Raw genomic sequence first — 23,301 nt, 5'->3', positions numbered from 1 at the left:
ACCAAGGAGACCCGTTCATGAGCGCGAAGATCGCCGACGACCTGCTGGCCCTGCAACGCCTGTACGACTGGGAGAAGAAGGCACCCGCGCGCGTGGCCCTGACACAGCCCATGGGCGGCGGCGTGGTGCACGACTTCACCTGGGCCCAGGTCGCCGATCAGACCCGTCGCATGGCCGCGCACCTGCAGGCGCAGGGCTGGGCCCCCGGCAGCAAGGTGGCCATCCTGTCCAAGAACTGCGCGTGGTGGATGATGAGCGACCTGGCGATCTGGATGGCGGGCTATGTGTCGGTGCCGCTGTACCCCACGCTGGCGCCCGAGACCATCCGCCAGATCCTCACGCACAGCGAGTCGAAGGCCCTGTTCGTGGGCAAGCTCGACGGCTGGGACGGCATGAAGCCCGGCGTGCCCGCCGGCCTGCCCTGCATCAGCTACCCACTGTCACCGGTGGACGCCATCCAGTCCTACGACGGCTGGGACGCCATCTGCGCGCGCACCGAACCCCTGAAGGGCCATCCCGTGCGCGACGAGGACGACCTCGCCACGCTGATCTACACCTCCGGCACCACCGGCCTGCCCAAGGGCGTGATGCACAGCTTCGGCAACTTCGCCTGGGCGCTGGACAAGGGCCTGGCGCGCATTCCCCTCACGCAGAACGACCGCATGCTGAGCTACCTGCCGCTGGCCCATGTGGTGGAGCGCATGCTGGTGGAGCACGGCTGGCTGCGCACGGGCATGCACGTGTTCTTCGCCGAGTCGCTGGACACCTTCGCGGCCGACCTGCAGCGCGCGCGGCCCACGGTGTTCTTCTCGGTCCCGCGCCTGTGGGTCAAGTTCCAGCAGGGCATCCACCACAAGATGCCGCCGGCCAAGCTGCAGCGCCTGCTCGGCATTCCCCTCCTGGGCGGCATCGTGCGCCGCAAGATCCAGAAGGCCCTGGGCCTGGACCAGTGCCAGTTCGCCGCCGGCGGCGCCGCGCCCATGCCGCCCGCGCTGCTGCAGTGGTACGCGAAGCTGGGCATCCCCATCAACGAGGGCTACGGCATGACCGAGAACCTCGCGCTCTCCCACATCACCGAAGCGGGCAAGAACCAGCAGGGCAGCGTGGGGCCGACCTACCCGGGGGTGGAGCAGCGCATCGACCCGCAGACCGGCGAGATCCAGATGCGCAGCCAGGCCCTGATGCAGGGCTACTACAAGGAACCCGAGAAAAGCCGCGAGGCCTTCACCGAGGATGGCTGGCTCAAGACCGGCGACAAGGGCAGCATCGACGCGGGTGGCCTGCTGCGCATCACCGGCCGCGTGAAGGACCTGTTCAAGACCGGCAAAGGCAAGTACGTGGCGCCGGCGCCCATCGAGGACAAGCTGGTGATGCACGATGCCGTGGAGGCCTGCGTGGTCACCGGCGCCAACCTGGGCCAGCCGCTGGGCATCTGCATGTTGAGCCCCGACGCGGCCGAGAAGGCGAAGATTCCCGAGGAGCGCGCCGCGCTGGAGCGCTCGCTCGCGGAGCACCGCGCGGCCATCAACGCCACGCTCGACCCGCACGAGCAGATGCAGTGCCTGGTGGTGGTGTCCACGCCCTGGACGGTGGACAACGACATGATCACGCCCACCTTCAAGGTCAAGCGCAACCGCATCGAGGACGTATACGCGCGCCACTACGAGAACTGGGAGACCACGGGCCGCCCTGTTCTCTGGGCCGACTGATCCGCCACCGACCTGCACTACGATCGCGGGATGCACATCCTGCTCACCGGCGCGGCCGGCTTCATCGGCATGCACACCGCGCAGCGCCTGCTGGCGCGCGGTGACACGGTCACCGGCATCGACAACCTCAACGACTACTACGACCCCGCGCTCAAGCAGGCGCGGCTCGCGCAGTTGCAAGGGCGGCCGGGTTTTCGATTCGAGCGGCTGGACGTGGCCGACCGCGCTGGCATGGAGGCGCTGTTCGCCCGCGAGCGCTTCGACGCCGTGGTGCACCTGGCCGCGCAGGCCGGCGTGCGCTACTCCATCACCCACCCGCACGCCTACCTCGAGAGCAACCTCACCGGCTTCGGCCACGTGCTCGAAGGCTGCCGCGCGCAGGGCGTGGGACACCTGGTCTACGCCTCCAGCTCCAGCGTGTACGGCGGCAACACCAAGATGCCCTTCGAGGAAAGCGACCCGGTCGACCACCCCGTGAGCCTGTACGCCGCCACCAAGAAAGCCAACGAGCTGATGGCGCACACCTACAGCCACCTCTACCGGCTGCCGGCCACCGGCCTGCGCTTCTTCACCGTGTACGGGCCCTGGGGCCGGCCCGACATGGCCTACTTCTCCTTCACCAAGGCCGTGCTGGAAGGCCGCGGCATCGACGTGTTCAACCACGGCGACATGAAGCGCGACTTCACCTGGATCGACGACATCGTCGAAGGCGTGCTGCGCGTGCTGGACAAGCCCGCCACGCCCGAGACCGAGGGCGGCGCGCCGTACCGCGTGTTCAACATCGGCAACCACGACCCGGTGCCCCTGATGGAATTCATCGCCTGCATCGAGCGCGCCACGGGCCGCGAGGCCACCAAGCGCCTGCTGCCCATGCAGCCCGGCGACGTGCCCGCCACCTACGCCAGCACGAAGGCCTTGCACGAATGGGTGGGCTTCGCGCCCGCCACGCCGCTGGCCGAGGGCATCGAACGCTTCGTGCGCTGGTACCGCGACTACTACAAGGCCTGAGGTGGTGTGAGCGGATCCGGCGCGCCGGTGAGGCGCTCGATCACGCGCGGCGCCGCGCGCTCGCACATCACCATCACGTTCTCGAAGCCTTCGCGCGGCCCGTAGTACGGATCGGGCACTTCCTCGAAACCCAGGCCCGCGTAGTCCAGGAACAGGTGCAGCTTGTGCGCCTGCGCGGGCGGGCAGCGGCGCCGCAGTTGCGCCAGGTTGCTCTCGTCCATGGCAAGGATGGCGTCGAAGCGCTCGAAGTCCTCCGCGCTCACCGCCCGCGCGCGCTCGGCTTCGATGGCCGCGTAGCCGCGCGCCTTGGCCAATTGGCGCGCGCGGCCGTCGGCGCGCTCCCCGGCATGGCCACCGTAGACGCCGGCCGACTCCACCGCCACGCGCCCCTGCAGGCCGCGTCGCTGCACCTCGGCCTGCAACACCGCGCTGGCCATGGGCGAGCGGCAGATGTTGCCCATGCAGACCACCAGAACCTGTTGAAGCTGTTGCATGGGCGCGAGCATAACGAGCCGCGACCATGAAAAAGCCCGCCGAATGGCGGGCTCGTCATCAGCGGGGTGTGGCGCTCAGATCTTGTAGCTGTCCAGGTCCTTGCCGGCGGCCAGCGCGTCGCGCACCCACTGCGGCTTGCGGCCCGGGCCACCCGCCCACAGCTCGCCGTTGGGGCCGCGGTACTTGGGCGCGGCCACCGACTTGGATTTGCCCGCCTTGCGGCCCACCGAGGCGCCACCCCCCAGATCGGCCACGGTGATGCCGTATTGCTTCATCTTGGCTTTGATATCGGCGATCACGTTGGACAGTTCGTCCTTGCGTGCCTGCTCGGCCTGCGCCATCAGCGATTGCGCCTGTGCCATCAGTTCGGAATACGTTGCCATGTCGGTAATCCTTGTCGCTTTGTGAAATGATTCGGGGGCATCGAGCGATGCCGCGCGAATTCTATTCCGTTTTCACAGCGAATCGACGAAACGTTGCAGTTCCGGGGGTAATTCGGTTTGCAATTCCAGCGGTGATTGTGTTTGTGGGTGGGTCAGCCGCAAGCGCCACGCGTGCAGGAACATGCGTTTGAGGCCGGCCCGCGCCAATTCGCGGTTGCGCTCGAAATCGCCGTATTTGTCGTCGCCGGCGATGGGGTGGCCGGCGCTGGCCAGATGCACCCGGATCTGGTGCGTGCGCCCGGTCTTGATGGTCACCTCCAGCAGGCTCAGCGGGCCACGCCCGTCCGGCGACGAGGCCCAGCGGCGGGCCACCCTGACGAGAGTGATCGCCCGCATGCCATCGGCGTCGTCGGCGCTGGTCACGCGCACGCGCCGCTCGCCGTCGGCCAGCAGGTACTTGTGCAGCGGCGCGTCGATCACCTTGCGCGATGCCGGCCAATCGCCCAGCACCAGCGCCAGATAGGTCTTGCCGGTTTCGCGTTCGCGAAACTGGTCCTGCAACGCCTTGAGCACGCTCTTCTTTTTCGCAATGAGCAACAGGCCGCTGGTTTCGCGGTCCAGCCGATGCACCAATTCGAGCAGGCGGGCGGTGGGCCGCGATTGGCGCAATTGTTCGATGACACCGAAACTCACGCCGCTGCCGCCGTGCACCGCCACGCCGGCGGGCTTGTCGATGGCCAACAATCCCTCGTCTTCGTGCACCACGGGAAATTCGCGCGCGGGCGCGGGCCGCTCGGCCTTTTCTTCGGCGCGCTGGGAAACGCGGATCGGCGGGATGCGCAGCACGTCGCCGGTGGCGAGGCGCTCGTCGGCGCTGGCGCGGGCCTTGTTGCGGCGCACCTCGCCCGAACGAATCACGCGGTAGATGTGCGTCTTGGGCACGCCCTTGAGCTGGCGCATCAGGAAGTTGTCCAGCCGCTGGCCATCGGATTCCTCGTCCACGGTGATGTGGCGGACGGCGGGCGGGGTGTCGATTGGGGCTTTCATGTATCCACCACGGACGCGGGGGACGTGTCTATAATGCGCGACGCCCGTTGTGTGCTGTAAGTGTTTGATTTGTCTTGAGTTTAAGGCAGCGAACATCGCAGTGGCCGACCCGGAAGTGCCGGGAGCCCGGCGGGCGAAGGTGGCCAGCCACGGCACCCGGCCTCGCGCCCGATCCCGATGCTGACAGTTGCGCATCCCGGTCGGCCCCGAGCCGGAGGACGCCGCGGTGGAATCCGCAGACCCACAGCGAACCGACAACGGAATACCCCAATCGTCCAGGCCCCGACAGCAACGGCCTGGACGAGGAGACGACCCAGCAGCCACCGAGGCCCGATGCTGTCACCGACAGCCGTCGGCCCCTAGCGGCCCTGCCCTCGACTCCACGCGCCCATGCCCGACCCGGCACCCCGTCGCAGCGCCCGAGCGCGCGCGCCATTGCCCGGTCACGGCTCTCCGGCAATTCCTCCACCGTTCGTTGCGTGTGCGGCTTCCTGGCCTTGCGGGCGGCACGGGCACATCAGCCCGCGCGCCGCCGTGTGCCAACGAAGGGAAAACGCATCATGAAACGCATGCTGATCAACGCCACGCAGGCCGAAGAGCGCCGCCTGGCGATCGTGGACGGGCAGAAACTGCTCGACTACGAAATCGAGATCGAGGGGCGCGAACAGCGCAAGGGCAACATCTACAAGGCCGTCGTCACGCGCGTCGAGCCCTCGCTGGAGGCCTGCTTCGTCGACTACGGCGAAGACCGCCACGGCTTCCTGCCGTTCAAGGAAATCGCCCGCCAGTTCTTCCAGGGCAATGTCTCGCCGTCCCAGGCGCGCATCCAGGACGTGATCAAGGAAGGCCAGGAACTCATCGTCCAGGTCGAGAAGGAAGAGCGCGGCAACAAGGGCGCGGCCCTCACCACCTTCATCAGCCTGGCCGGCCGCTACGTGGTGCTGATGCCCAACAACCCGCGCGGCGGTGGCGTCTCGCGCCGCATCGAGGGCGAGGAACGCGCCGAACTCAAGGCCGCGCTCGACCAGCTCGAGTACCCCAATGGCATGAGCATCATCGCGCGCACGGCCGGCATCGGCCGCGACGCCGCCGAACTGCAGTGGGACCTGAACTACCTGCTCAAGCTCTGGACCGCGATCGACGGCGCGGCAGGTGCCGGCAAGGGCGCCTTCCTGATCTACCAGGAATCGAGCCTGGTGATCCGCGCCATCCGCGACTACTTCAACAGCGACATCGGCGAGATCCTCATCGACACCGATGACATCTACGAGCAGGCGCACCAGTTCATGAGCCACGTGATGCCCGAGCACGGGCACCGCGTGAAGCGCTACCGCGACGACGCGCCGCTGTTCAGCCGCTTCCAGATCGAGCACCAGATCGAGACCGCCTACAGCCGCATCGTGCAACTGCCCAGCGGCGGCGCCATCGTCATCGACCAGACCGAAGCCCTGGTGGCCGTGGACGTGAACTCGGCGCGCGCCATCAAGGGTGGCGACATCGAGGAAACCGCTACGCGCACCAACCTGGAGGCCGCCGACGAGGTGGCGCGCCAGGCGCGCCTGCGCGACCTGGGCGGCCTGATCGTGATCGACTTCATCGACATGGAGGAGAGCAAGAACCGCCGCGAGGTGGAGAACCGCCTGCGCGACGCGCTGCGCCAGGACCGCGCGCGCGTGCAGTTCAGCTCCATCAGCAAGTTCGGCCTGCTCGAAATGAGCCGGCAGCGCCTGAAGCCCATGCTCAGCGAAGGCGCCTCCATTCCCTGCCCGCGCTGCGGTGGCTCCGGCCACATCCGCGACACCGAGTCCTCCGCGCTGCAGATCCTGCGCGTCATCCAGGAAGAATCGCTCAAGGACAGCACGGCCGCCGTGCTGGTGCAGGTGCCGGTCGAGGTCGCGAGCTTCCTGCTCAACGAGAAGCGCACCGAGATCACCAAGATCGAACTCAAGCAGCGCATCAACGTGCTGCTGGTGCCCAACAAGTCGCTCGACACGCCCAACTACAAGCTCGAGCGCCTGAAGCACGACGACCCGCGCCTGGACAACCTCGACTCCAGCTACAAGCTGGCCGAGGAAGTGGACGACGTGGCCAGCTTCACGCGCCGCAGCCAGGAGCGCACCAACAAGCAAGAGCCGGTGATCAAGGGCGTGCTGCCCGACGCGCCGGCGCCCGTGGCCGTGCCCAAGCCGACGCCCGCGCCCGTGGCCCCGGTGGCGGCTCCCGTGGCCCAACCGGTCGCCGCACCGGCGGAGGCGGGCTTCTTCGGCTTCCTCAAGAAGCTGTTCGGTGGCACGCCCGCCGCGACGCCCAGCCCCGCGCCCGCGCCGGCGACGCCCGCTGGCAAGGAAGCCGGCAAGGGCGAAGCCCGTCGTGATGGCGGCCGAGGCCGTGGCGGCCGAGGCGGCCGTGGTGAGGGCCGGGAAGGCCGCGACAACCGCGAAGGCCGTGGCCAGCGCGATGGCCAGCCGCGTGAGGCGCAGGCCGCCGAGGGCCAGCGCCAGGGCGGCGGCCGCAACGGCGAGAACCGCCGCGGCGAAGCCCGCCAGGACAACCGCGGCGAAGGCCGCACCGACAACCGCGGTGAAGGCCGGGGTGAGGGCCGAGGCGAAGGCGCACGCGGCCAGGGCGAGAACCGCCGCGACCGCCGGGGCGAGCGCCGCGAGGCGCCTGCCGCCGACAACGCCGAGCTGAACACCAATGTGGCACCGGCCACCGAAGCCGCCGACAACGCCGAAGCGCAAGCCCGCCGCGAGCCGCGCCGTGGCCGCGGCGGTCGGGAGGGTCGTGAGGGTCGCGATGGCGAACAGCGCCGCCGTCCAGAGGGTCAGGACGCGCCGCGCAGCGGCGAGGAAGCCCCCGCGCCGGCCGATGCCGTGGCCACCAGCCCCGAGTCAGGCGACGCCGACACGGCCCAGCGCGCGCCGCGCGAGCGCCGCACCCGCGACCGTTATGGCCGCGATCGCCGCGAGCGCGGTCCGCGCGAGGACGCCGCCGAAGCGCCCGCCGAGGCTGGCGACACCGTGCCCATGGCCATCGAAGGCGAAGCCACCGAGGACACGCCGCCGGTGCGCAGCTACTTCACCATGCCCGCCGCGCCGGTGGCCGCGCCAGCCGCCCATGCACCGACGCCCGTCGCAGCGCCTGCACCCGCGGTCTCGGCCCCGGTGGCCGCAGCCCCGCTGACGCCCCCCGCGCCCGCCCCGGTGGCCACGCCGCAGGGCATGCCCAAGGTTCAGGCCTACACGCTCAGCGTCAACGAGCTCCAGGCCGTGGCCGCTTCCAGCGGCCTGGAATGGGTCAACTCCGACGCCGAGAAAGTCGCCCAGGTGCAAGCCGCCATCGCGGCCGAGCCGGCGCCCCTGCATGTGCCGCGCGAGCCCAAGCCGCCCGTGGCGCTCGATGAAGGCCCGCTGGTGCTGGTCGAGACCCGCAAGGACCTGCGCGACATGACGCTGCCGTTCGAGCAGCGCTGATCGGTCGGCGCGGCCACCCGCGCCGCTTCGTGTCACCCAAAGAAAAGGCCAGCGCACCCGCGCTGGCCTTTTGACTTGGTCCGTCAGCGAGCGCGTTCACCCGCTGGCCGAGCGACGCGCCGTCAATCGATTTGCGCCGCCTGCTGCCAGGCCGCCCGCGCGGCCTCGGCGTCGCCCCGCTCTTCGGCCAGCCGGGCCAGCGAGCGCCAGGTGCGCCGGCACAGCGTGGCGTCGCGCAGGCCGCTGCGCGCCAAGCCCAGCAACTGGGCGGCCTTGCCCCACAACTGGCGGTGCAGGCAGGCCTGGCCCGCCAGGTACTGCAGGTGCGGGTTCTGCGGCCACTGGCGCTGCAGCAGCTCCAGGCGCGCCAGGCCGGCCGCGTCCAGGTGCGGCAGGTCGGGCTCGAGTGCGAGCGCCAGGCGCGCCTGGTGGCGTTCGTCCAGCGAACCGAAGTCGTCCCACAAGGGCGCCAGCCAGCCGCGCACCCGCGCGGCGACGTCTTCGCCCTGCACCCCTTCGGCGGCGTCCTGGCCATCCGCCGTTTCCAGTGGCGAGAGCGCGTGCGCGCGGTCGGCCGCCGCGAGTGCCAGCTCGGGTATGGCGCGCTCGGCCGGGTCGAGCCCGTCCCACACGCGCTGCAGTTGGGTGAGGTCGTGCGCGCCCCGCAGGGCGTCGAGCGCCAAGCCCAGCAACAGGCTGCGCGCGGCCTCGGGCGAGAAGGCGCGGTGCTTGGCGAGCAGGCGCGCGGTTTCGAGGGCCTCGCCCGTGGCGTCGCCCAGGCGCGCCACACGCAGCTTCAGGCGCAGGGCCTGCACCCGGCGCTGCGCGCCCTGCGGCAGTTCGGCCAGGCGCGCGCGCGCGGCGCTGGCGTCGCGGTCTTCCACGGCCCAGCGCGTGGCGCGCAGCAGCGCACCCTCCAGCACCTCGGGCGAGGTGCGCGCCATCGTGGCGCTCAGCGCGGTCTGCAGGTGTTCGTCGCGCTGCGCGCGGTTCTGCAGCGAATGGGCGCTTTCGGCGGCCAGCAGATGGGCCAGTGCGCGCAACTGCTCGCGCCGGGGCCAGTCGGCACTGGTGCTGCCATCGAGGTGATCGAGCGCATGGCGGGCCGCCGACTGCGCGCGCACGAAACGGCCCGCGAGCTGGTTCGACAGCGCGTCGAGCACCCAGCCCACCACGGCGCGTTCCATTTGCTGGCTGCGCCAGCGCCGCGCCTGCAGCGGCAGGTCGCGCAGCAGGGCCAGCGCGCGCAGCGCGGCGTACAGCAGCGCAAAACCGCCGATGAGCACGAACAGCGCGAAGTTGAAGGAGACGTCGAAGCGCCAGGGCGGCCAGAACAGGGTGACGGTGCCGCGGTTGTGGCCCACCAGCATGGCCAGCGCCACGGCGAGCGCGGCCAGACCCAGCAGCCAGAACACGCTGCGCATGGCGCCCCGCTGCCGCGCGTGCGACCGCATCAGCGCCCCCCGGCGGCCGCGGCCAGGGCCGCGAGCGTGTCGTCGGGCCGGGGCAGATCCTGCGACACCAGGTCGCGGCGCAGGCGGCCCAGGCTGCCCAGGGCACTGGCGATGGCGGGCGATTGGCCGTCGAAGTACTGCTTGAGCAGGCCCTCGACGACGACCACGTCGGCGCGCGCGGCGTTCATCTGGCGCGCCAGCAGGGCCAGGCGCGCATTGAGCAGCTTGAGCTTGATGTTCTCGCGCAGGAAGAAGGCCTGCTCGGGCGCGAGCAGCGCGGCGTCGGGGTGGTCGATGCGGCTGACGTGCACCAGGTCGCGCGAGCCCTGCACCACCCGCACAAAGGCTTCGCGCCACCAGCGGTTCCAGCGCTCGGCGAAGCGCTGCCAGGGCGAGGCGCTGTCCGGGGCCGCTTCGCCGTCGGCGGGTGCGGCCTCGCTGGCGGGAGCGGCGCCCGTTGCGCCGGCGGCGGGCGTGGCCACAACGGCGCGGCGTGGCGCGCGCGGCGCGGCGCGCTCCACGCCCACCGCGTTCTGCGTCGGCCAGGTGTCCACCTGGCGCACGAGTTCATCGATCTGCAGGGCCAGGTTGGGGATGTCGGCCAGCGCAGCGGCGCGGATGCGGTCGACGTCGCGCGCGATGGCGCGCTGCACCGGGTTCAGCCGCGGCTGCGCGGCGCGCTGGATGCGCTGGTCGGCCGCTTGCAGGGCCGACACCAGCGGCTGCGCGCTGCCGGTGAGCTGCGACTGCTGCAGGGCCAGCCGCAGGGAGGCCTCCAGGTCCTGGATGAGGTTGTCGTCGCGCGAGCGCGAAAGCGAGAGCATGAGCTCTTCGAGCTGGCTGCGCTGCAGGCTGACCTCGGACAGGCGCACCTCGGCCACGCCCAGGCGGGCCTGCAGTTCCTGCACCTGGGCCTCGGCCTGCGAGGCCACGGTGCGCGCCTCGACCACTTGCAGTTCGGCCTCGTGCGCGCGCCGGGCGAGTTCGGCCTGGGTGGTGTTCAGGCGCTGCCACAGCATGCCGGCCATGACCAGCGCGGCGGCGGCCACCACCAGCGCGAGCAGCGTGAGGCCCACGGCCGGGCGCGCGGGACGGGGTGCCTCGGGCGGGAGGCTGGCGGGGGGAGGGGCGCTGGGCGCGGGGGCCGCCACGGGCGCGGTGTCGTTGTCGGGTGCGTTCATGGCGAGGCGGTTGCCCAGGATTCTAGGCCGCGCACCACGTCGGCCAATGTAGGACGGGAGCGGATCACGCGCGCGAATCCCAGGGCCCGCGCGGCGTCGGCGATGCGCGGGTGCGTGGCCAGTGCCACCGCCCGCGCGTCGGCCGGCCAGTGGCCCTTGAGGGCCTGCACCGCCTCGCTGCTGCTGAACAGCCACACGGTGGCGGCGCCGCTGGCGGCCCGCAGGCGCTCGCGATCGGCGTCGAGGGGCACCACGCGCTCGCGCCGATAGGCCACGCAGGCCTCGACGTCGGCGCCGGCCTGGCGGCACTGCTCGATCAACCAGTCGCGCCCCTGACCGGAGGGATCGCCCTCGGCCGCCTCGCTCGTGCCACGCACGACCAGCACACGCCGGCCCGGCGCCAACTGGTCGCGCACGACGGGCCACAGGTGCTCGGAGTCGAACTGCTCGGCCGCGGGCGGCGGCGTGTCGATGCGGTCCTCGCCCACGCCCAGGGGCCACAAGGCCTGCGACAGCGCGCGCGCGGTGCCGGGGCCCGGTGCCCAGAAGCGCGTGTGGGCGTTCGGCGGCGCCACGGGTTCGGCGAAGAAGCGCTGCACGGCGGCGCTGCTCACGAACATCAAGGCGTCCTGCTTGGGCCAGGCGGCGCGCCAGGTGCGCAGGCGCTCCAGCGCGGGTCCATCGGACGGCTCGGCAATGCGCAGCAGCGGCCAGGCCTCGGCGGCCCAGCCGCGTTCGCGCAGCGACTCGACCCAGCGCGTGGCCTCGGGCTCGGGGCGCGTGACGATGACCCGCTCGATGGCGTGCGCCTTCACGCTCAAAGCGCTCACTCCCCGCCCTGTGCGCCCGCGGCGCGCAGGGCGGCGGCCACGCGCGTGCCCAGGGCCTCGGCCTCGTCCAGGCTGGCCACCGGCGCGGTGTCCTCCGCGCGCACCAGCGGCCCCGCGCCCTCGGGCTCGCCCCAGGCGGTGCGCAGCCAGAGGCGCTCGCCGAGCCACTCGGCGTGCGCGGCCAGGGGCATGGAACAGCTGCCGCCCATGGCGCGCGAGACGGCGCGCTCGGCCGCCACGCGCAGCCAGGTGGCCTGGTGCACGAGCGGTTGCAGGGCCTCGATCAGGTCGGCGCGGTCGGCGCGCACCTCGATGCCCAGCGCGCCCTGCCCCGCCGCCGGCAGCGACTGCGTGGGCTCGAAAATGGCGCGGATGCGATCGTCCAGGCCCAGGCGCTTGAGGCCCGCGGCGGCGAGCACGATGCCCTGGTACTGGCCCTCGTCGAGCTTGCGCAGGCGCGTGTCGAGGTTGCCGCGCAGGGGCTCGATGCGCACGTCGGCGCGGCCGAGGGCGTGCAGCGCCTCGCGCAGCAGCACGACGCGGCGCAGGCTCGAGGTGCCCACCACGGCGCCCTGGGGCAGATCGGCCAGGCCGGCCGCGTGCGGCGAGACCCAGGCGTCGCGCGGGTCCTCGCGCTCCATCACACAGGCCAGCGCGAAGCCCTCGGGCAGCTCCATCGGCACGTCCTTGAGCGAGTGCACGGCGATGTCGGCGCGGCCATCGGCGAGCGCGAGCTCGAGCTCTTTCACGAACAGGCCCTTGCCGCCCACCTTGGACAAGGTGCGGTCGAGGATCTGGTCGCCCAGCGTCGTCATGCCCAGCAGTTCGACGCGGTGGCCGCGCGATTCGAGCAGGGACTGCACATGGCGGGCCTGCCACAAGGCGAGCCGGCTCTCGCGGGTGGCGATGGTGATGGCCAGGGGCGAAGACATGGGGAAATTCGGGGGACTGACGCCTGGCTGACGGAGCGCGCGACGCGGGGAAATTCGGTACCCGTTTCGGAACCGGAACAGGGTGCGGGCGATGCTAGCATGGCCCTTTCCCCCACCCGCCATAAGCCTTCCGTCAAGGCACGCCCCGCCATGAGCCGACAGACCACGGGCGCCGCCCGCCGCGACAAGGACCAACCCCTCATCCTCGACATCCGCCTGCTCGGCCGCATCCTGGGCGACGTGATTCGCGAGCAGGAGGGCAAGGACGCCTTCGAGCTCATCGAGCGCATCCGCCAGCTCTCGGTGGCGTTCCGGCGCGACGACGACCGCTCGGCCGACAAGGCGCTCAAGAAGCTGCTCAAGTCGCTCAGCGCCGACCAGACGGTGAGCGTGATCCGGGCCTTCACCTACTTCAGCCACCTGGCCAACCTGGCGGAAGACCGCCACCACATCCGCCGCCGCGCCGTGCACGAGCGCGCGGGCGAACGATCGCAGACCGGCAGCCTGGCGTTGGCGCTGCAGCGGCTGCGCGAGGCCGGCATCGCGCCCGCGCAGGTGGCGCGCACGCTGGCCGGCGCGCACCTGTCGCCCGTGCTCACCGCCCACCCCACCGAGGTGCAGCGCAAGAGCATCCTGGACGCCGAGCGCGCCATCGCCCGCCTGCTGGCGGCGCGCGACGAGGCCTCGCCGCGCGAGCTGGCGGGCATCGACGCGCAACTGCGCGCGCGCGTGACCCAGCTCTGGCAGACGCGCCTGCTGCGCTTCACCAAGCTCACCGTGGCCGACGAGATCGAGAACGCGCTGAGCTACTACGAGAGCACCTTCCTGCCCGAGATCCCACGCCTGTACGCCGAACTGGAAGCCGGCCTGGGCCGTCCCGTGGCGCCTTTCCTGCGCATGGGCCAGTGGATCGGCGGCGACCGCGACGGCAACCCCAACGTCACGGCCACCACGCTCGAGCTCGCCCTGCAGCGCCAGGCCGAGGTCGCGCTGCGCCACCTCCTCACGCAGGTGCACCTGCTGGGCGGGGAGCTCTCGATGTCGGGCATGCTGGTGGGCGCGGGCGAGGCCATGCAGGCCCTGGCCGACCGTTCGCCCGACACCAACGCGCACCGCCAGGACGAGCCCTACCGCCGCGCGCTCACCGGCATCTACGCGCGGCTGGCGGCCACGCTCACCGCGCTCACTGGCGGCGAAGCCGCGCGCCACGCCGTGGCCCCGCAGGACCCGTACCCCAGCGCCGCCGACTTCCTGGCCGACCTGCGCACCATCGAGACCTCGCTGCGTGCCCACCACGGCGAGGCCCTGGTCGGCATGCGGCTGAGCGGTCTCATCCGCACGGTGGAGGTGTTCGGCTTCCACCTCGCCACCATCGACCTGCGGCAGAGTTCCGACCAGCACGAGATCGCGGTGGCGGAGTTGCTGGCCACGGCGCGCCTGGCGCCCGACTACGCCGCGCTCGACGAAGCGGGCAAACGCGCCGTGCTGCTGCGCGCGCTGGACGACGTGCGCCCGCTGCGGGTGCCCGGTACCACCTACAGCGAGCACACGCGCGGCGAACTCGCCATCTTCGAAGCCGCGAAGCGCGGGCGCGAACGCTTCGGCACCCAGGCCATCCGGCACGCCATCATCAGCCACACCGAAACCGTGAGCGACCTGCTCGAGGTGCTGGTGCTGCAGAAAGAAGCCGGCCTGCTGCACGGCACGCTGAACGACGGCGCCGCGGCCGACCTGATCGTGGTCCCGCTGTTCGAGACCATCGAAGACCTGCGCAACGCCGCGCCCATCCTGCGCGAGTACTACGCCCTGCCCGGCGTGCGCGCCATGGTGCAGCGCGGCGCCGCCGACGGCTACGGCGAACAGGACGTGATGCTGGGCTATTCCGACAGCAACAAGGACGGCGGCATCTTCACCAGCAACTGGTCGCTCTACCAGGCCGAGACGGCGCTGGTGGCGCTGTTCGACGAGCTCAACGCCGGCAAGAAGAAATCGATCGGTCTGCGCATGTTCCATGGCCGCGGCGGCACCGTGGGGCGCGGTGGCGGGCCCAGCTACCAGGCCATCCTGGCGCAGCCCCCGGGCACCGTGCGCGGGCAGATCCGCCTCACCGAGCAGGGCGAGGTGATCGGCGCCAAGTACGCCAACCCCGAGATCGGCCGCCGCAACCTGGAGACCCTGGTGGCCGCCACGCTGGAGGCCACGCTGCTGCAGCCCACCAAGGACGCCTCGCCCGCCTTCCTGGCGGCGGCCGAGGCGCTGTCGCAGGCCAGCATGGCGGCCTACCGCGCGCTGGTGTACGACACGCCGCGCTTCGCCGACTACTTCTTCAGCGCCACGCCGATCCGCGAGATCGCCGAACTCAACATCGGCTCGCGCCCCGCCTCGCGCAAGGCCACCCAGAAGATCGAGGACCTGCGCGCCATCCCCTGGGGCTTCAGCTGGGGCCAGTGCCGGCTCACGCTGCCGGGCTGGTACGGCTTCGGCTCGGCGGTGCAGTCCTTCGTGGCCCAGGATCCGAAGCACGCCGCGCTGCTCAAACGCATGCAGCGCGACTGGCCGTTCTTCAACACCCTGCTGTCCAACATGGACATGGTGCTGGCCAAGAGCGACCTGGCGCTGGCCTCGCTGTACGCCGAACTGGTGGAGGACAAGGCCTTGCGCCAGCGCGTGTTCAAGGCCATCGAGGCCGAGTGGCAGCGCACGGCCGAGGCGTTGGCGCTCATCACCGGCGAGCGCGAGCGGCTGGCCGGCAACCTGGCCCTGCGCCGCTCCATCGAGCACCGCTTCCCCTACATCGACCCGCTGCACCACCTGCAGGTCGAACTCATCCGCCGGCACCGCGCGGGCACCTTGAGCACCGACGACGAAGGCCGCGCCAAGCGGGGCATCCACATCGCCATCAACGGCATCGCGGCGGGGCTGCGCAACACCGGCTGAGCCAACCCCGGCGACAGCGCGGCCATACCCCCACTCCTACAATGGACGGTGTGAACCCCCTGCTCAACGCCGATCTGCACTGCCACTCCACCGTGTCGGACGGCACGCTTGAGCCGGAAGTCCTGGCCGCGCGGGCCAAGGCCAACGGGGTGGAGCTCTGGGCACTCACCGACCACGACGAGCTCGGTGGCCAGCACCGCGCCATCGCCGCCGCCCGCGCGCAGGGCCTGCCCTACCTCACCGGCGTGGAAATCTCCGTCACCTTCGCCGGCACCACCGTGCACATCGTCGGCCTGGGCATGGACCCGGACGACCGGGCCCTGCTCGACGGCCTGCGCGCCACGCGCGGTGGGCGCGAACAGCGCGCCCGTGAAATGGCCGAGGGCCTCGCGCAGGTCGGCATCAAGGGCAGCTTCGAGGGAGCCTTGCGCTACGTCGGCAACCCGGACCTGATCTCGCGCTCGCACTTCGCGCGCCACCTGGTGGACAGCGGTGTGTGCAAGGACATCCCCGAGGTCTTCCGCAAGTACCTCACCGAGGGCCGGCCCGGCTTCGTGCCGCACCGCTGGGCCGCGCTGGGCGACGCCGTGCGCTGGATCACCGGCGCGGGCGGCGTGGCCGTCATCGCCCACCCCGGCCGCTACAAGTTCACGCCCACCGAGGAATACGCCCTGTTCTCCGAGTTCCGGCAGCACGGGGGCCAGGCGGCGGAGGTGGTGACCGGCGCGCACAGCCAGGCCGAATACGCCAAGTACGCCGGCTTCTGCACCGAATTCGGCCTGGCCGCCTCGCGCGGCAGCGACTTCCACAGCCCCGACGAGAGCCACACCGACCTCGGCAAGCTGCCGGACCTGCCGGGCAGCGTCACTCCCGTGTGGGCCCTGCTGCAAGAGCGGGTGCATTGATGGGCGCCGCCGCGCCTCGACCCGGCCAGGCCTTGGCCGGCATCGGCTTCCTGGTGGCCGCCACGGCCTGTTTCGCGGTGCTGGACACCGCCGTCAAGGTGGTGGGCGCCGTGGTGTCGGTGCTGCTGGCCCTGTGGTTCCGCTACGCCTTCCACGCGGTGGTGGTCACGGCCGTCATGCTGCCCATCCGCGGCCGCTCGCTGGTGCGCACCGAACACCCGCGCTACCAGGCGCTGCGTGGCGTGCTGCTGCTCTCGGTGAGCCTGATGTCCTTCGTGGCGGTGCAGTACATGCCCGTGGGCGAGTTCACCGCCATCGTCATGGTCACGCCCTTGGCGGTGACCCTGCTGGCCGCCCTGTTCCTGCATGAGCGCGTGACCGCGCTGCGCTGGCTGCTGGTGGCCGGCGGCTTCGCCGGCGCGCTGCTGGTGGTGCGCCCCGGCGGCGGCTTCCTGGGCTGGGCCGCGCTGATCCCGCTGGCGCTGGTCTTCATCTACGCCTGGTTCCAGATCCTCACCGCCAAGATGGCGCGCACCGAGGACCCGATGACCATGCACTTCTACACCGGCTGGGTCGGCACCCTGGTGGCCAGCCTGGTGCTGCCCCTGGTCTGGCAAGCCGTGCCCGACGGACGCACGCTCGCCCTGCTCTGCCTCATCGGCCTCATGGGAACGGTCGGCCACTTCCTGCTGATCCTGGCCTTCCAGCGCGCGCCGGCCTCCGCCATCGCGCCCTTCCTCTACACGCAGATCGGCTTCGCCATGTTCTGCGGCTGGGTGGTGTACGACCACGTGCCCGGCGCCCTGGAGCTCGCGGGCATGGGCCTGATCGTGCTCTGCGGCGCCACGGCGAGCTGGCTCACGGCGCGCGAGAAACGCCTGCCCGTGGAGCCGCCGGAGGCCTGAGCGACCGCCATGACCGCCCTCACCGCGTCCGCCCCCGCCCGCACCCTCGCGGGCATCGCCCTGCTGATCTCGGCCACGGCCTGCTTCGCGGTGCTCGACACCACGGTCAAGGCCGTGGGCGCCGTGGTATCGGTGCTGCTGGTCATCTGGTTCCGCTACCTGTTCCACGCGGTGGCGATGACCGGCTGGCTGCTGCCGCTGCGCGGCCGCGCGGCCCTGCGCACCGCCCACCCGCGCTTCCAGTTGCTGCGCGGCGCGCTGCTGCTGTCGCTCAGCCTGATGGGCTTCGTGGCCCTGCAGCAGATGCCGGTGGGCGAGTTCACCGCCATCCTCATGTTCACGCCGCTGGCGGTCACGCTGATGGGCGCCACCGTGCTGCGCGAGCGCGTGTCGGCCGTGCAGTGGCTGCTGGTGGCCGGTGGCTTCGTGGGCGTGCTGCTGGTGGTGCGGCCCGACGGCGGCGACATCGGCTGGGCGAGCGCGCTGCCGCTGTTCATGGTGTTCATCAGCGCCTGGTTCCAGATCCTCACCGCCCGCATGGCGCGCACCGAGGACCCCATGACCATGCACCTGTACACGGGCTGGGTGGGCGCGCTGGCCACCAGCGCCCTGCTGCCCTTCGTCTGGCAGGCCATCCCCGACGCGCATACCCTGGGCCTGCTGGTGGTCGTCGGCGTCATGGGCACCGTCGGCCACCTGCTGCTCATCCTGGCCTACCAGCGGGCGCCGGCTTCCACGCTCTCGCCCTACCTGTACACGCAGATCGCCTTCGCCATGGCCTTCGGCTGGCTGGCGTTCGGCCACGTGCCCGGGGCCATCGAACTCACCGGCATCGCGCTCATCGTGCTGTGTGGCGCACTCAGCGGCTGGCGCACGGCGCGCAGCCGCCTGCCCGTGAGTCCACCGGAAGACTGAACATGAGCCCCCACGCTCGTCACTTCGTGTATTCGCTGCCCCCCGAGGGGGCGCAGACCGCCCTTGGGGCGGCCCGGCGGGTGGTCTGATCATGTCCCAGCTCTTCAGCGTCCACCCCGACAACCCGCAGCCGCGCCTGCTCAAGCAGGCCGCGGCCTTGCTGCAGCGCGGTGGCGTGATCGCCGTGCCCACCGATTCGAGCTACGCCCTGGCCTGCCACCTGGACGACAAGGCCGCGGCCGACCGGCTGCGCCGCATCCGGCAGGTCGATGACAAGCACCACCTCACCCTGCTGTGCCGCGACCTGAGCGAGCTGGCCAGCTACGCCAAGGTGGACAACCGCCAGTACCGACTGCTCAAGCTGGCCACGCCCGGGCCGTACACCTTCATCCTGGAGGCCAGCAAGGAAGTGCCGCGCCGCGTGAGCCACCCCTCGCGCAAGACCATCGGCCTGCGCGTGCCCGAGCACCGCGCGCTGCGCGAGCTGCTGGAGCAGCACGGCGCGGCCCTGCTGGCCACCACGCTCATCCTGCCCGGGCACGAACACCCGCTCAACGACCCCGAGGCCATCCGCGAGCGCCTGCAGCACGAGGTGGACGGCGTCATCGACGCCGGTGCCTGCGCACTGGAGCCCACCACCGTGCTCGACCTGGTGCCCATGGGCACCGGCGGCGAGCCCGAGGTGGTGCGCCAGGGCCAGGGCTCGCTGGCCCCGCTCGGGCTCTGACGCGCGGCTCTGGGACAATCCGCCGATGGATATCGCCCTCATCGTCCAGACGGTCACGCTCTACGCCATCCCGGTGCTGTTCGCCATCACCCTGCACGAGGCGGCGCACGGCTACGTGGCGCGCCACTACGGCGACCCCACCGCCTGGCAGCTCGGCCGCGTCACGCTCAACCCGGTGAAGCACATCGATCCGCTGGGCACCATCCTCATGCCCCTGCTGCTGTACTTCGCCACGGCGGGCAACTTCCTGTTCGGCTACGCCAAGCCGGTGCCGGTCAACTTCGGGCGGCTGCGCAACCCCAAGCGCGACATGATCTGGGTCGCCCTCGCAGGCCCAGCCTCCAACCTGCTGCAGGCCGCGCTGTGGCTGCTGCTGCTCTATGTGCTGCGCGCCGCCGGTGTCGAGGAACGCTTCTGGCTCGCCATGTGCCGCGCCGGCTTCGTGGTCAACCTGGTGATGTTCGCGTTCAACATGTTTCCGCTGCCGCCCCTGGACGGCGGCCGCATCCTCACCGGCCTGCTGCCCTGGAAACAGGCCGCCGCCTTTTCCCGCCTCGAGCCCTTCGGCTTCTTCATCGTGCTGGCGCTGGTGGTCACCGGCCTGGTGGGCGAGTACTGGCTGCGCCCGCTCATGAACCTCTCCGGCAGCGCCATCGAATGGCTGCTCACCCCGATCCGACTGCTCCTGCTCTGATATGAATCCCGCTCGCGTCCTCACCGGCATCACCACCTCGGGCACGCCCCACCTGGGCAACTACGTCGGCGCCATCCGCCCCACCGTGCGCGCCAGCCGCCTGGCCGGCGTCGAGAGCTTCTACTTCCTGGCCGACTACCACGCGCTCATCAAGACCAGCGGCGACCCGGCGCGCGTGCAACGCTCCACGCTGGAGATCGCCGCCACCTGGCTGGCCTGCGGACTCGACCCTGAGAAGGTCACCTTCTACCGCCAGTCCGACATCCCCGAGATCCCCGAACTCACCTGGATGCTCACCTGCGTCACCGGCAAGGGCCTGCTCAACCGCGCCCACGCCTACAAGGCCTCGGTGGACAAGAACACCGAGGCCGGCGCCGAGCCCGATGACGGCGTGACCGCCGGCCTGTTCATGTACCCCGTGCTGATGGCCGCCGACATCCTGATGTTCAACGCCCACCAGGTGCCGGTGGGGCGCGACCAGATCCAGCACATCGAGATGGCGCGCGACATCGCCTCCAGCTTCAACCACCTCTACGGCGAGCACTTCACCCTGCCCGAGGCCGCCATCGAGGACAACGTGGCCACCCTGCCCGGCCTGGACGGGCGCAAGATGAGCAAGAGCTACGACAACACGATCCCGCTGTTCGTGCCGCGCGAGCAGTTGAAGAAGCTCATCATGGGCATCGTGACCGACTCGCGCGCGCCCGGCGAGCCCAAGCCCACCGAGGGCTCGGCCCTGTTCCAGCTCTACCAGGCCTTCGCCAGTGCCGATGAAACCGCCGCCCTGGCCAAGGCCTACGCCGAGGGCATCGCCTGGGGTGAGGCCAAGCAGCTGCTGTTCGAGCGCCTGGACCGCGAGATCGCCCCGATGCGCGAGGTCTACGACGGCCTGATCCAGGACCCGGCGCGCATCGAGAAGACCCTGAAGCTGGGCGCCGCCAAGGCGCGCGCCATCGCCACGCCGTTCACCCAGCGCCTGCGCCACGCCGTGGGCCTGCGCGCGCTCGACACCCGGACCGACGCCACCACGGCCAAGACCGCCAAGGCCGCCCTGCCCGTGTTCAAGCAATACCGCGAGAAAGACGGCCTCTTCTATTTCAAGCTCACCGACGCCAAGGGCGCGTTGCTGCTGCAGAGCACCGGATTCACTGCCCCGCGCGATGCCGCGCAGGCCATGGCCCGCCTGCAAGCCGAGGGAAAGATTGCGCTCGATGCATTGGCGCCCCAATTGATTGCGCCCGAGGATGTGGAGCGCGTCACATCCGCGCTGCAAGTTTTGCGCGAATCGGCCGCCTGAATTGGTTCACAATCGGCCCCCGGGCGGATAGCGCAACCCTCCACCGCCTTCAGCGTGCCCCTGGGGAAGGGCGCCCGGCTATCGCCAAATCGGGTATATGCCGATATGCTGTGCCGTTAAACCAAATCATGAATTGCGCATCCTGACATGAGTATTTTTGTCATTGACGATCACCCGCTGATGCGCGAAGCCGTGGTCATGTTGCTGCGCCGCCTGCGCGCATCGACCCAGGTGGTCGAGCTCGAGCGACTGGCTTCGGTGAGCAAGGCCATCGCCGAACACGGCGAACCCGAACTCGTCTGCCTCGACCTGAAGCTGCCCGACACCAACGGTGTCTCCGGCGTGCGCGAGATCCGCCAGATGCTGCCCGACACCTCGCTGATCGTGCTGTCGGCCTCGCCTTCCTCCGACTACGAAGACCTGGCCCGCGAGGCCGGGGCCGACGCCTACGTGGAGAAGTCCGCGGGCGCGGCGCAGATCGCCAAGGTGCTGCGTGAATTCCTGGCCGACGAGGTCGAGGACGAAAACGCGCCCACCATCCCCGACAAGCTGTCCAAGCGCCAGAAGCAGTTGCTGGTGATGCTGGACCGGGGCCTGTCCAACCGCGACATCGCCGAACAGTTGCAGATCAGCGAGCACACCGTCAAGGTGCACCTGTGGCGCCTGTTCCGCCGCCTCAACGTGAAGAGCCGCTCGCAGGCCAGCCACCTGGCCCGCACGGCCGGTCTGCTGGACCTCTGAACCCCGCGCCTTCCCGCAAAACCGCCGCCCTTCGCGGCGGTTTTGCTTTTCAGGCCTGCACCACGGTGGGCTGCGGCGCGGGCGCGCCCTCCTGCTGGGTGTAGGCGGGCAACATCACGCGGAACACGCTGCCGCGGCTGGCCTCGGACTGCAACGCCAGCTGGTAGCCCATGAGCGTGGCCAGCTTCGAGACGATCGTCAGCCCCAGGCCCAGGCTGTCCTCGGTGCCCTGGTGCTGCGACACGCGGAAGAACTCCTGGAAGATGGCCTGCTGGTGCTCGCGCGCGATGCCCACGCCGGTGTCCCAGACCTCGAACACCACCATGTCCTGGCGGCGGCGCAGCGCCAGCAGCACGCCGCCGCGCGTGGTGTGGCGCAGCGCGTTGGACACCAGGTTGCCCAGGATGCGGCGCAGCACCACCGGGTCGGACCACAGCACGATGGGCTGGGCGCGCGTGCGCAGGCGCAGCTGCTTGCCGGCGGCCACCGGCTCGAACTGCAGCGCGATGTCGGCGAACAGCTTGTGCACCTCCACGTGCTGCAGGCGCACCTTGTAGTTGCCGGCATCGATGCGCGTGAGGTCGAACAGCGAGTCGAACAGTTCGTTGATGGCGCGCGTGGACTGCAGGATGCGCGGCGCGATGTCGCGCGCCATCTCGGGCTCGCTGGCCAGCCAGTCGGCGTAGAGGCTCAGCGCGTGCACGGGCTGGCGCAGGTCGTGCGCGGCCGAGGCCAGGAAACGGTTCTTGGTGGACACGGCGCGCAACGAGGCGCGCGTCTGCAGGGTGAGCGAGTCGATCAGCTCCTGGTTGGAGAACTGCAGCTCGAAGCTGGAGCGGTACACCTGGTGCAGGCGCAGACCCGCCAGTTGCAGCAGGGCCCAGAAGACCACCAGCACGGCGAACAGGGCGGTGGTCTGCAGCAGATCGGTGCGATCGAAATGGACCACGGTGGCCAGCACCAGGCCGATCAGCGCGGACAGCGACAGCGCGTTGGTGTAGGAGCGGTAGATGGGCCGGTAGGCGCTGTAGGCGGCCAGCGTGACCAGGCCCTGGCCCACCACTAGCAGCGCGCAGACGAACTGAGTGATGAAGCTGGCCTGCAGGTAGCTCAGGGCCACCGGGCCGCCCCACAGCAGGCCGATGGCGGGCCAGGTCCAGCCATAGCGCTCGATGAAGGCCTGGCGCTGCGGGCCGTCCACGCTGTCGTAGCGCAGGCGGTACACGCCGATCAAGCGAAAGCGCAGCACCAGGGCCGCGAGCATGGCCACCGTCCAGAGCACCAGGGCGGGCGTGGACACCTCGCCCGCCATCAGGTAGAGCAGGATCGGCATCGACAGCCCGCCCAGCAGCAGCGTGGAGCCGAGGTTGTCCATCATCACCCCGACGAGCTGGGACTGGACCCAGGCGTCGCGCACCTCGGGCGCGGCCGGGACGTGCTGGTGGGTGGCGGGCTGGGTGTCGACGAGCATGGCGGCGGCGTTGGGGTCGCGCGATTGTGCACCGGCGCCCGGGCGGTGGTGGCACGGGCGTTTCGGGGCTCGCCGCCTGCTAGAATCGCGGGCTTCGACACGGAGAGATGGCAGAGTGGTCGAATGCACCGGATTCGAAATCCGGCGTACAGGTTCTCCTGTACCGAGGGTTCGAATCCCTCTCTCTCCGCCAGCGA

At 70.7% G+C, this 23,301-nt stretch carries 19 protein-coding genes and 1 tRNA gene; 12 read left to right on the top strand and 8 right to left on the bottom strand.

Features of this window, described 5'->3' with window-relative positions:
• Positions 1 to 17: 17 nt before the first annotated feature.
• On the top strand, positions 18 to 1,709 hold the full coding sequence (locus tag VLG41_RS10010) for an AMP-binding protein (RefSeq protein ID WP_325349245.1): 1,692 nt from the start codon (positions 18 to 20) through the stop codon (positions 1,707 to 1,709).
• A 30-nt stretch (positions 1,710 to 1,739) separates the two neighbouring features.
• Positions 1,740 to 2,717 carry an NAD-dependent epimerase gene (locus tag VLG41_RS10005; RefSeq protein WP_325349244.1) on the top strand — a complete coding sequence of 326 codons (978 nt, stop codon included), beginning with the start codon at positions 1,740 to 1,742 and terminating at the stop codon, positions 2,715 to 2,717.
• Here VLG41_RS10005 and VLG41_RS10000 read toward each other — a convergent pair.
• The 3 genes from VLG41_RS10000 to VLG41_RS09990 all read right to left on the bottom strand — a co-directional run bounded on the left by VLG41_RS10000 (position 2,705) and on the right by VLG41_RS09990 (position 4,642).
• Positions 2,705 to 3,211, bottom strand: coding sequence for a low molecular weight protein-tyrosine-phosphatase (locus VLG41_RS10000; protein WP_325349243.1), 507 nt, complete (start codon positions 3,209 to 3,211; stop codon positions 2,705 to 2,707). The two genes, VLG41_RS10005 and VLG41_RS10000, sit on opposite strands and share 13 nt — an antisense overlap.
• Positions 3,212 to 3,286: 75 nt before the next feature.
• Complete coding sequence (locus tag VLG41_RS09995) at positions 3,287 to 3,595, bottom strand: H-NS histone family protein (RefSeq protein ID WP_325349242.1); 309 nt, start codon at positions 3,593 to 3,595, stop codon at positions 3,287 to 3,289.
• Positions 3,596 to 3,667: 72 nt separating this feature from the next.
• Complete coding sequence (locus VLG41_RS09990) at positions 3,668 to 4,642, bottom strand: RluA family pseudouridine synthase (protein ID WP_325349258.1); 975 nt, start codon at positions 4,640 to 4,642, stop codon at positions 3,668 to 3,670.
• A gap of 560 nt (positions 4,643 to 5,202) precedes the next feature.
• Here VLG41_RS09990 and VLG41_RS09985 point away from each other — a divergent pair.
• Positions 5,203 to 8,115 carry an Rne/Rng family ribonuclease gene (locus VLG41_RS09985; RefSeq protein WP_325349241.1) on the top strand — a complete coding sequence of 971 codons (2,913 nt, stop codon included), beginning with the start codon at positions 5,203 to 5,205 and terminating at the stop codon, positions 8,113 to 8,115.
• Between the two features lie 122 nt (positions 8,116 to 8,237).
• On the opposite strand, the gene VLG41_RS09980 is transcribed toward VLG41_RS09985, so the two are convergent.
• Genes VLG41_RS09980 through hemC form a run of 4 tightly spaced genes read right to left on the bottom strand, consistent with a single transcriptional unit; the run spans position 8,238 to position 12,512 of the window.
• Entirely contained in the window at positions 8,238 to 9,539 is a 1,302-nt protein-coding gene (locus tag VLG41_RS09980; protein ID WP_325349240.1) for a heme biosynthesis HemY N-terminal domain-containing protein, read from the bottom strand.
• A gap of 29 nt (positions 9,540 to 9,568) precedes the next feature.
• The gene (locus VLG41_RS09975) at positions 9,569 to 10,750 is read right to left on the bottom strand and encodes a uroporphyrinogen-III C-methyltransferase (protein WP_325349239.1); all 1,182 of its coding nucleotides are present in this window, start codon (positions 10,748 to 10,750) and stop codon (positions 9,569 to 9,571) included.
• Positions 10,747 to 11,580 (bottom strand): uroporphyrinogen-III synthase, encoded by an 834-nt coding sequence (locus tag VLG41_RS09970; RefSeq protein ID WP_325349238.1) that lies wholly within the window; start codon positions 11,578 to 11,580, stop codon positions 10,747 to 10,749. Before VLG41_RS09970 ends, VLG41_RS09975 begins: the two co-directional genes overlap by 4 nt.
• Positions 11,577 to 12,512: a hydroxymethylbilane synthase gene (gene hemC, locus VLG41_RS09965; protein WP_325349237.1), complete on the bottom strand. Its 936-nt coding sequence runs from the start codon at positions 12,510 to 12,512 to the stop codon at positions 11,577 to 11,579. Before hemC ends, VLG41_RS09970 begins: the two co-directional genes overlap by 4 nt.
• A gap of 150 nt (positions 12,513 to 12,662) precedes the next feature.
• On the opposite strand from hemC, the gene ppc reads away from it, so the two are divergent.
• The 8 genes from ppc (at position 12,663) to VLG41_RS09925 (ending at position 21,633) form a co-directional block, all read left to right on the top strand.
• Complete coding sequence (gene ppc / locus VLG41_RS09960; RefSeq protein WP_325349236.1) at positions 12,663 to 15,449, top strand: phosphoenolpyruvate carboxylase; 2,787 nt, start codon at positions 12,663 to 12,665, stop codon at positions 15,447 to 15,449.
• 41 nt (positions 15,450 to 15,490) lie between these two features.
• Entirely contained in the window at positions 15,491 to 16,354 is an 864-nt protein-coding gene (locus tag VLG41_RS09955) for a 3',5'-nucleoside bisphosphate phosphatase (protein ID WP_325349235.1), read from the top strand.
• A complete protein-coding gene (locus VLG41_RS09950; RefSeq protein WP_325349234.1) occupies positions 16,354 to 17,259 on the top strand; it encodes a DMT family transporter in 906 nt (301 codons plus the stop codon). Before VLG41_RS09955 ends, VLG41_RS09950 begins: the two co-directional genes overlap by 1 nt.
• Before the next feature lie 9 nt (positions 17,260 to 17,268).
• Positions 17,269 to 18,174 (top strand): DMT family transporter, encoded by a 906-nt coding sequence (locus VLG41_RS09945; protein ID WP_325349233.1) that lies wholly within the window; start codon positions 17,269 to 17,271, stop codon positions 18,172 to 18,174.
• Positions 18,175 to 18,265: 91 nt separating this feature from the next.
• Positions 18,266 to 18,901, top strand: coding sequence for an L-threonylcarbamoyladenylate synthase (locus tag VLG41_RS09940; RefSeq protein ID WP_325349232.1), 636 nt, complete (start codon positions 18,266 to 18,268; stop codon positions 18,899 to 18,901).
• Between the two features lie 25 nt (positions 18,902 to 18,926).
• On the top strand, positions 18,927 to 19,595 hold the full coding sequence (locus VLG41_RS09935) for a site-2 protease family protein (protein WP_325349231.1): 669 nt from the start codon (positions 18,927 to 18,929) through the stop codon (positions 19,593 to 19,595).
• 1 nt (position 19,596) lies between these two features.
• Positions 19,597 to 20,892 (top strand): tryptophan--tRNA ligase, encoded by a 1,296-nt coding sequence (locus VLG41_RS09930; protein WP_325349230.1) that lies wholly within the window; start codon positions 19,597 to 19,599, stop codon positions 20,890 to 20,892.
• Between the two features lie 147 nt (positions 20,893 to 21,039).
• Positions 21,040 to 21,633, top strand: a complete 594-nt coding sequence (locus VLG41_RS09925) for a LuxR C-terminal-related transcriptional regulator (RefSeq protein ID WP_009517829.1) — start codon at positions 21,040 to 21,042, stop codon at positions 21,631 to 21,633.
• A 49-nt stretch (positions 21,634 to 21,682) separates the two neighbouring features.
• Here the strand turns inward: VLG41_RS09925 and VLG41_RS09920 are convergent, their stop codons facing one another.
• A complete protein-coding gene (locus tag VLG41_RS09920) occupies positions 21,683 to 23,104 on the bottom strand; it encodes a HAMP domain-containing sensor histidine kinase (protein WP_325349229.1) in 1,422 nt (473 codons plus the stop codon).
• Positions 23,105 to 23,205: 101 nt separating this feature from the next.
• Between VLG41_RS09920 and VLG41_RS09915 the strand changes: the two genes are divergently transcribed.
• Positions 23,206 to 23,297 (top strand) — tRNA-Ser (locus VLG41_RS09915).
• The last annotated feature ends 4 nt before the right edge of the window (positions 23,298 to 23,301 follow it).

Origin of the sequence: Hydrogenophaga sp. (genome assembly GCF_035481345.1) — a bacterium.
In the GTDB taxonomy this organism is placed as follows: Bacteria; Pseudomonadota; Gammaproteobacteria; order Burkholderiales; family Burkholderiaceae_C; genus Hydrogenophaga.
The sequence above is the reverse complement of the archived record's forward strand: the minus strand, read 5'-3'. Positions and strand labels throughout refer to the sequence as shown.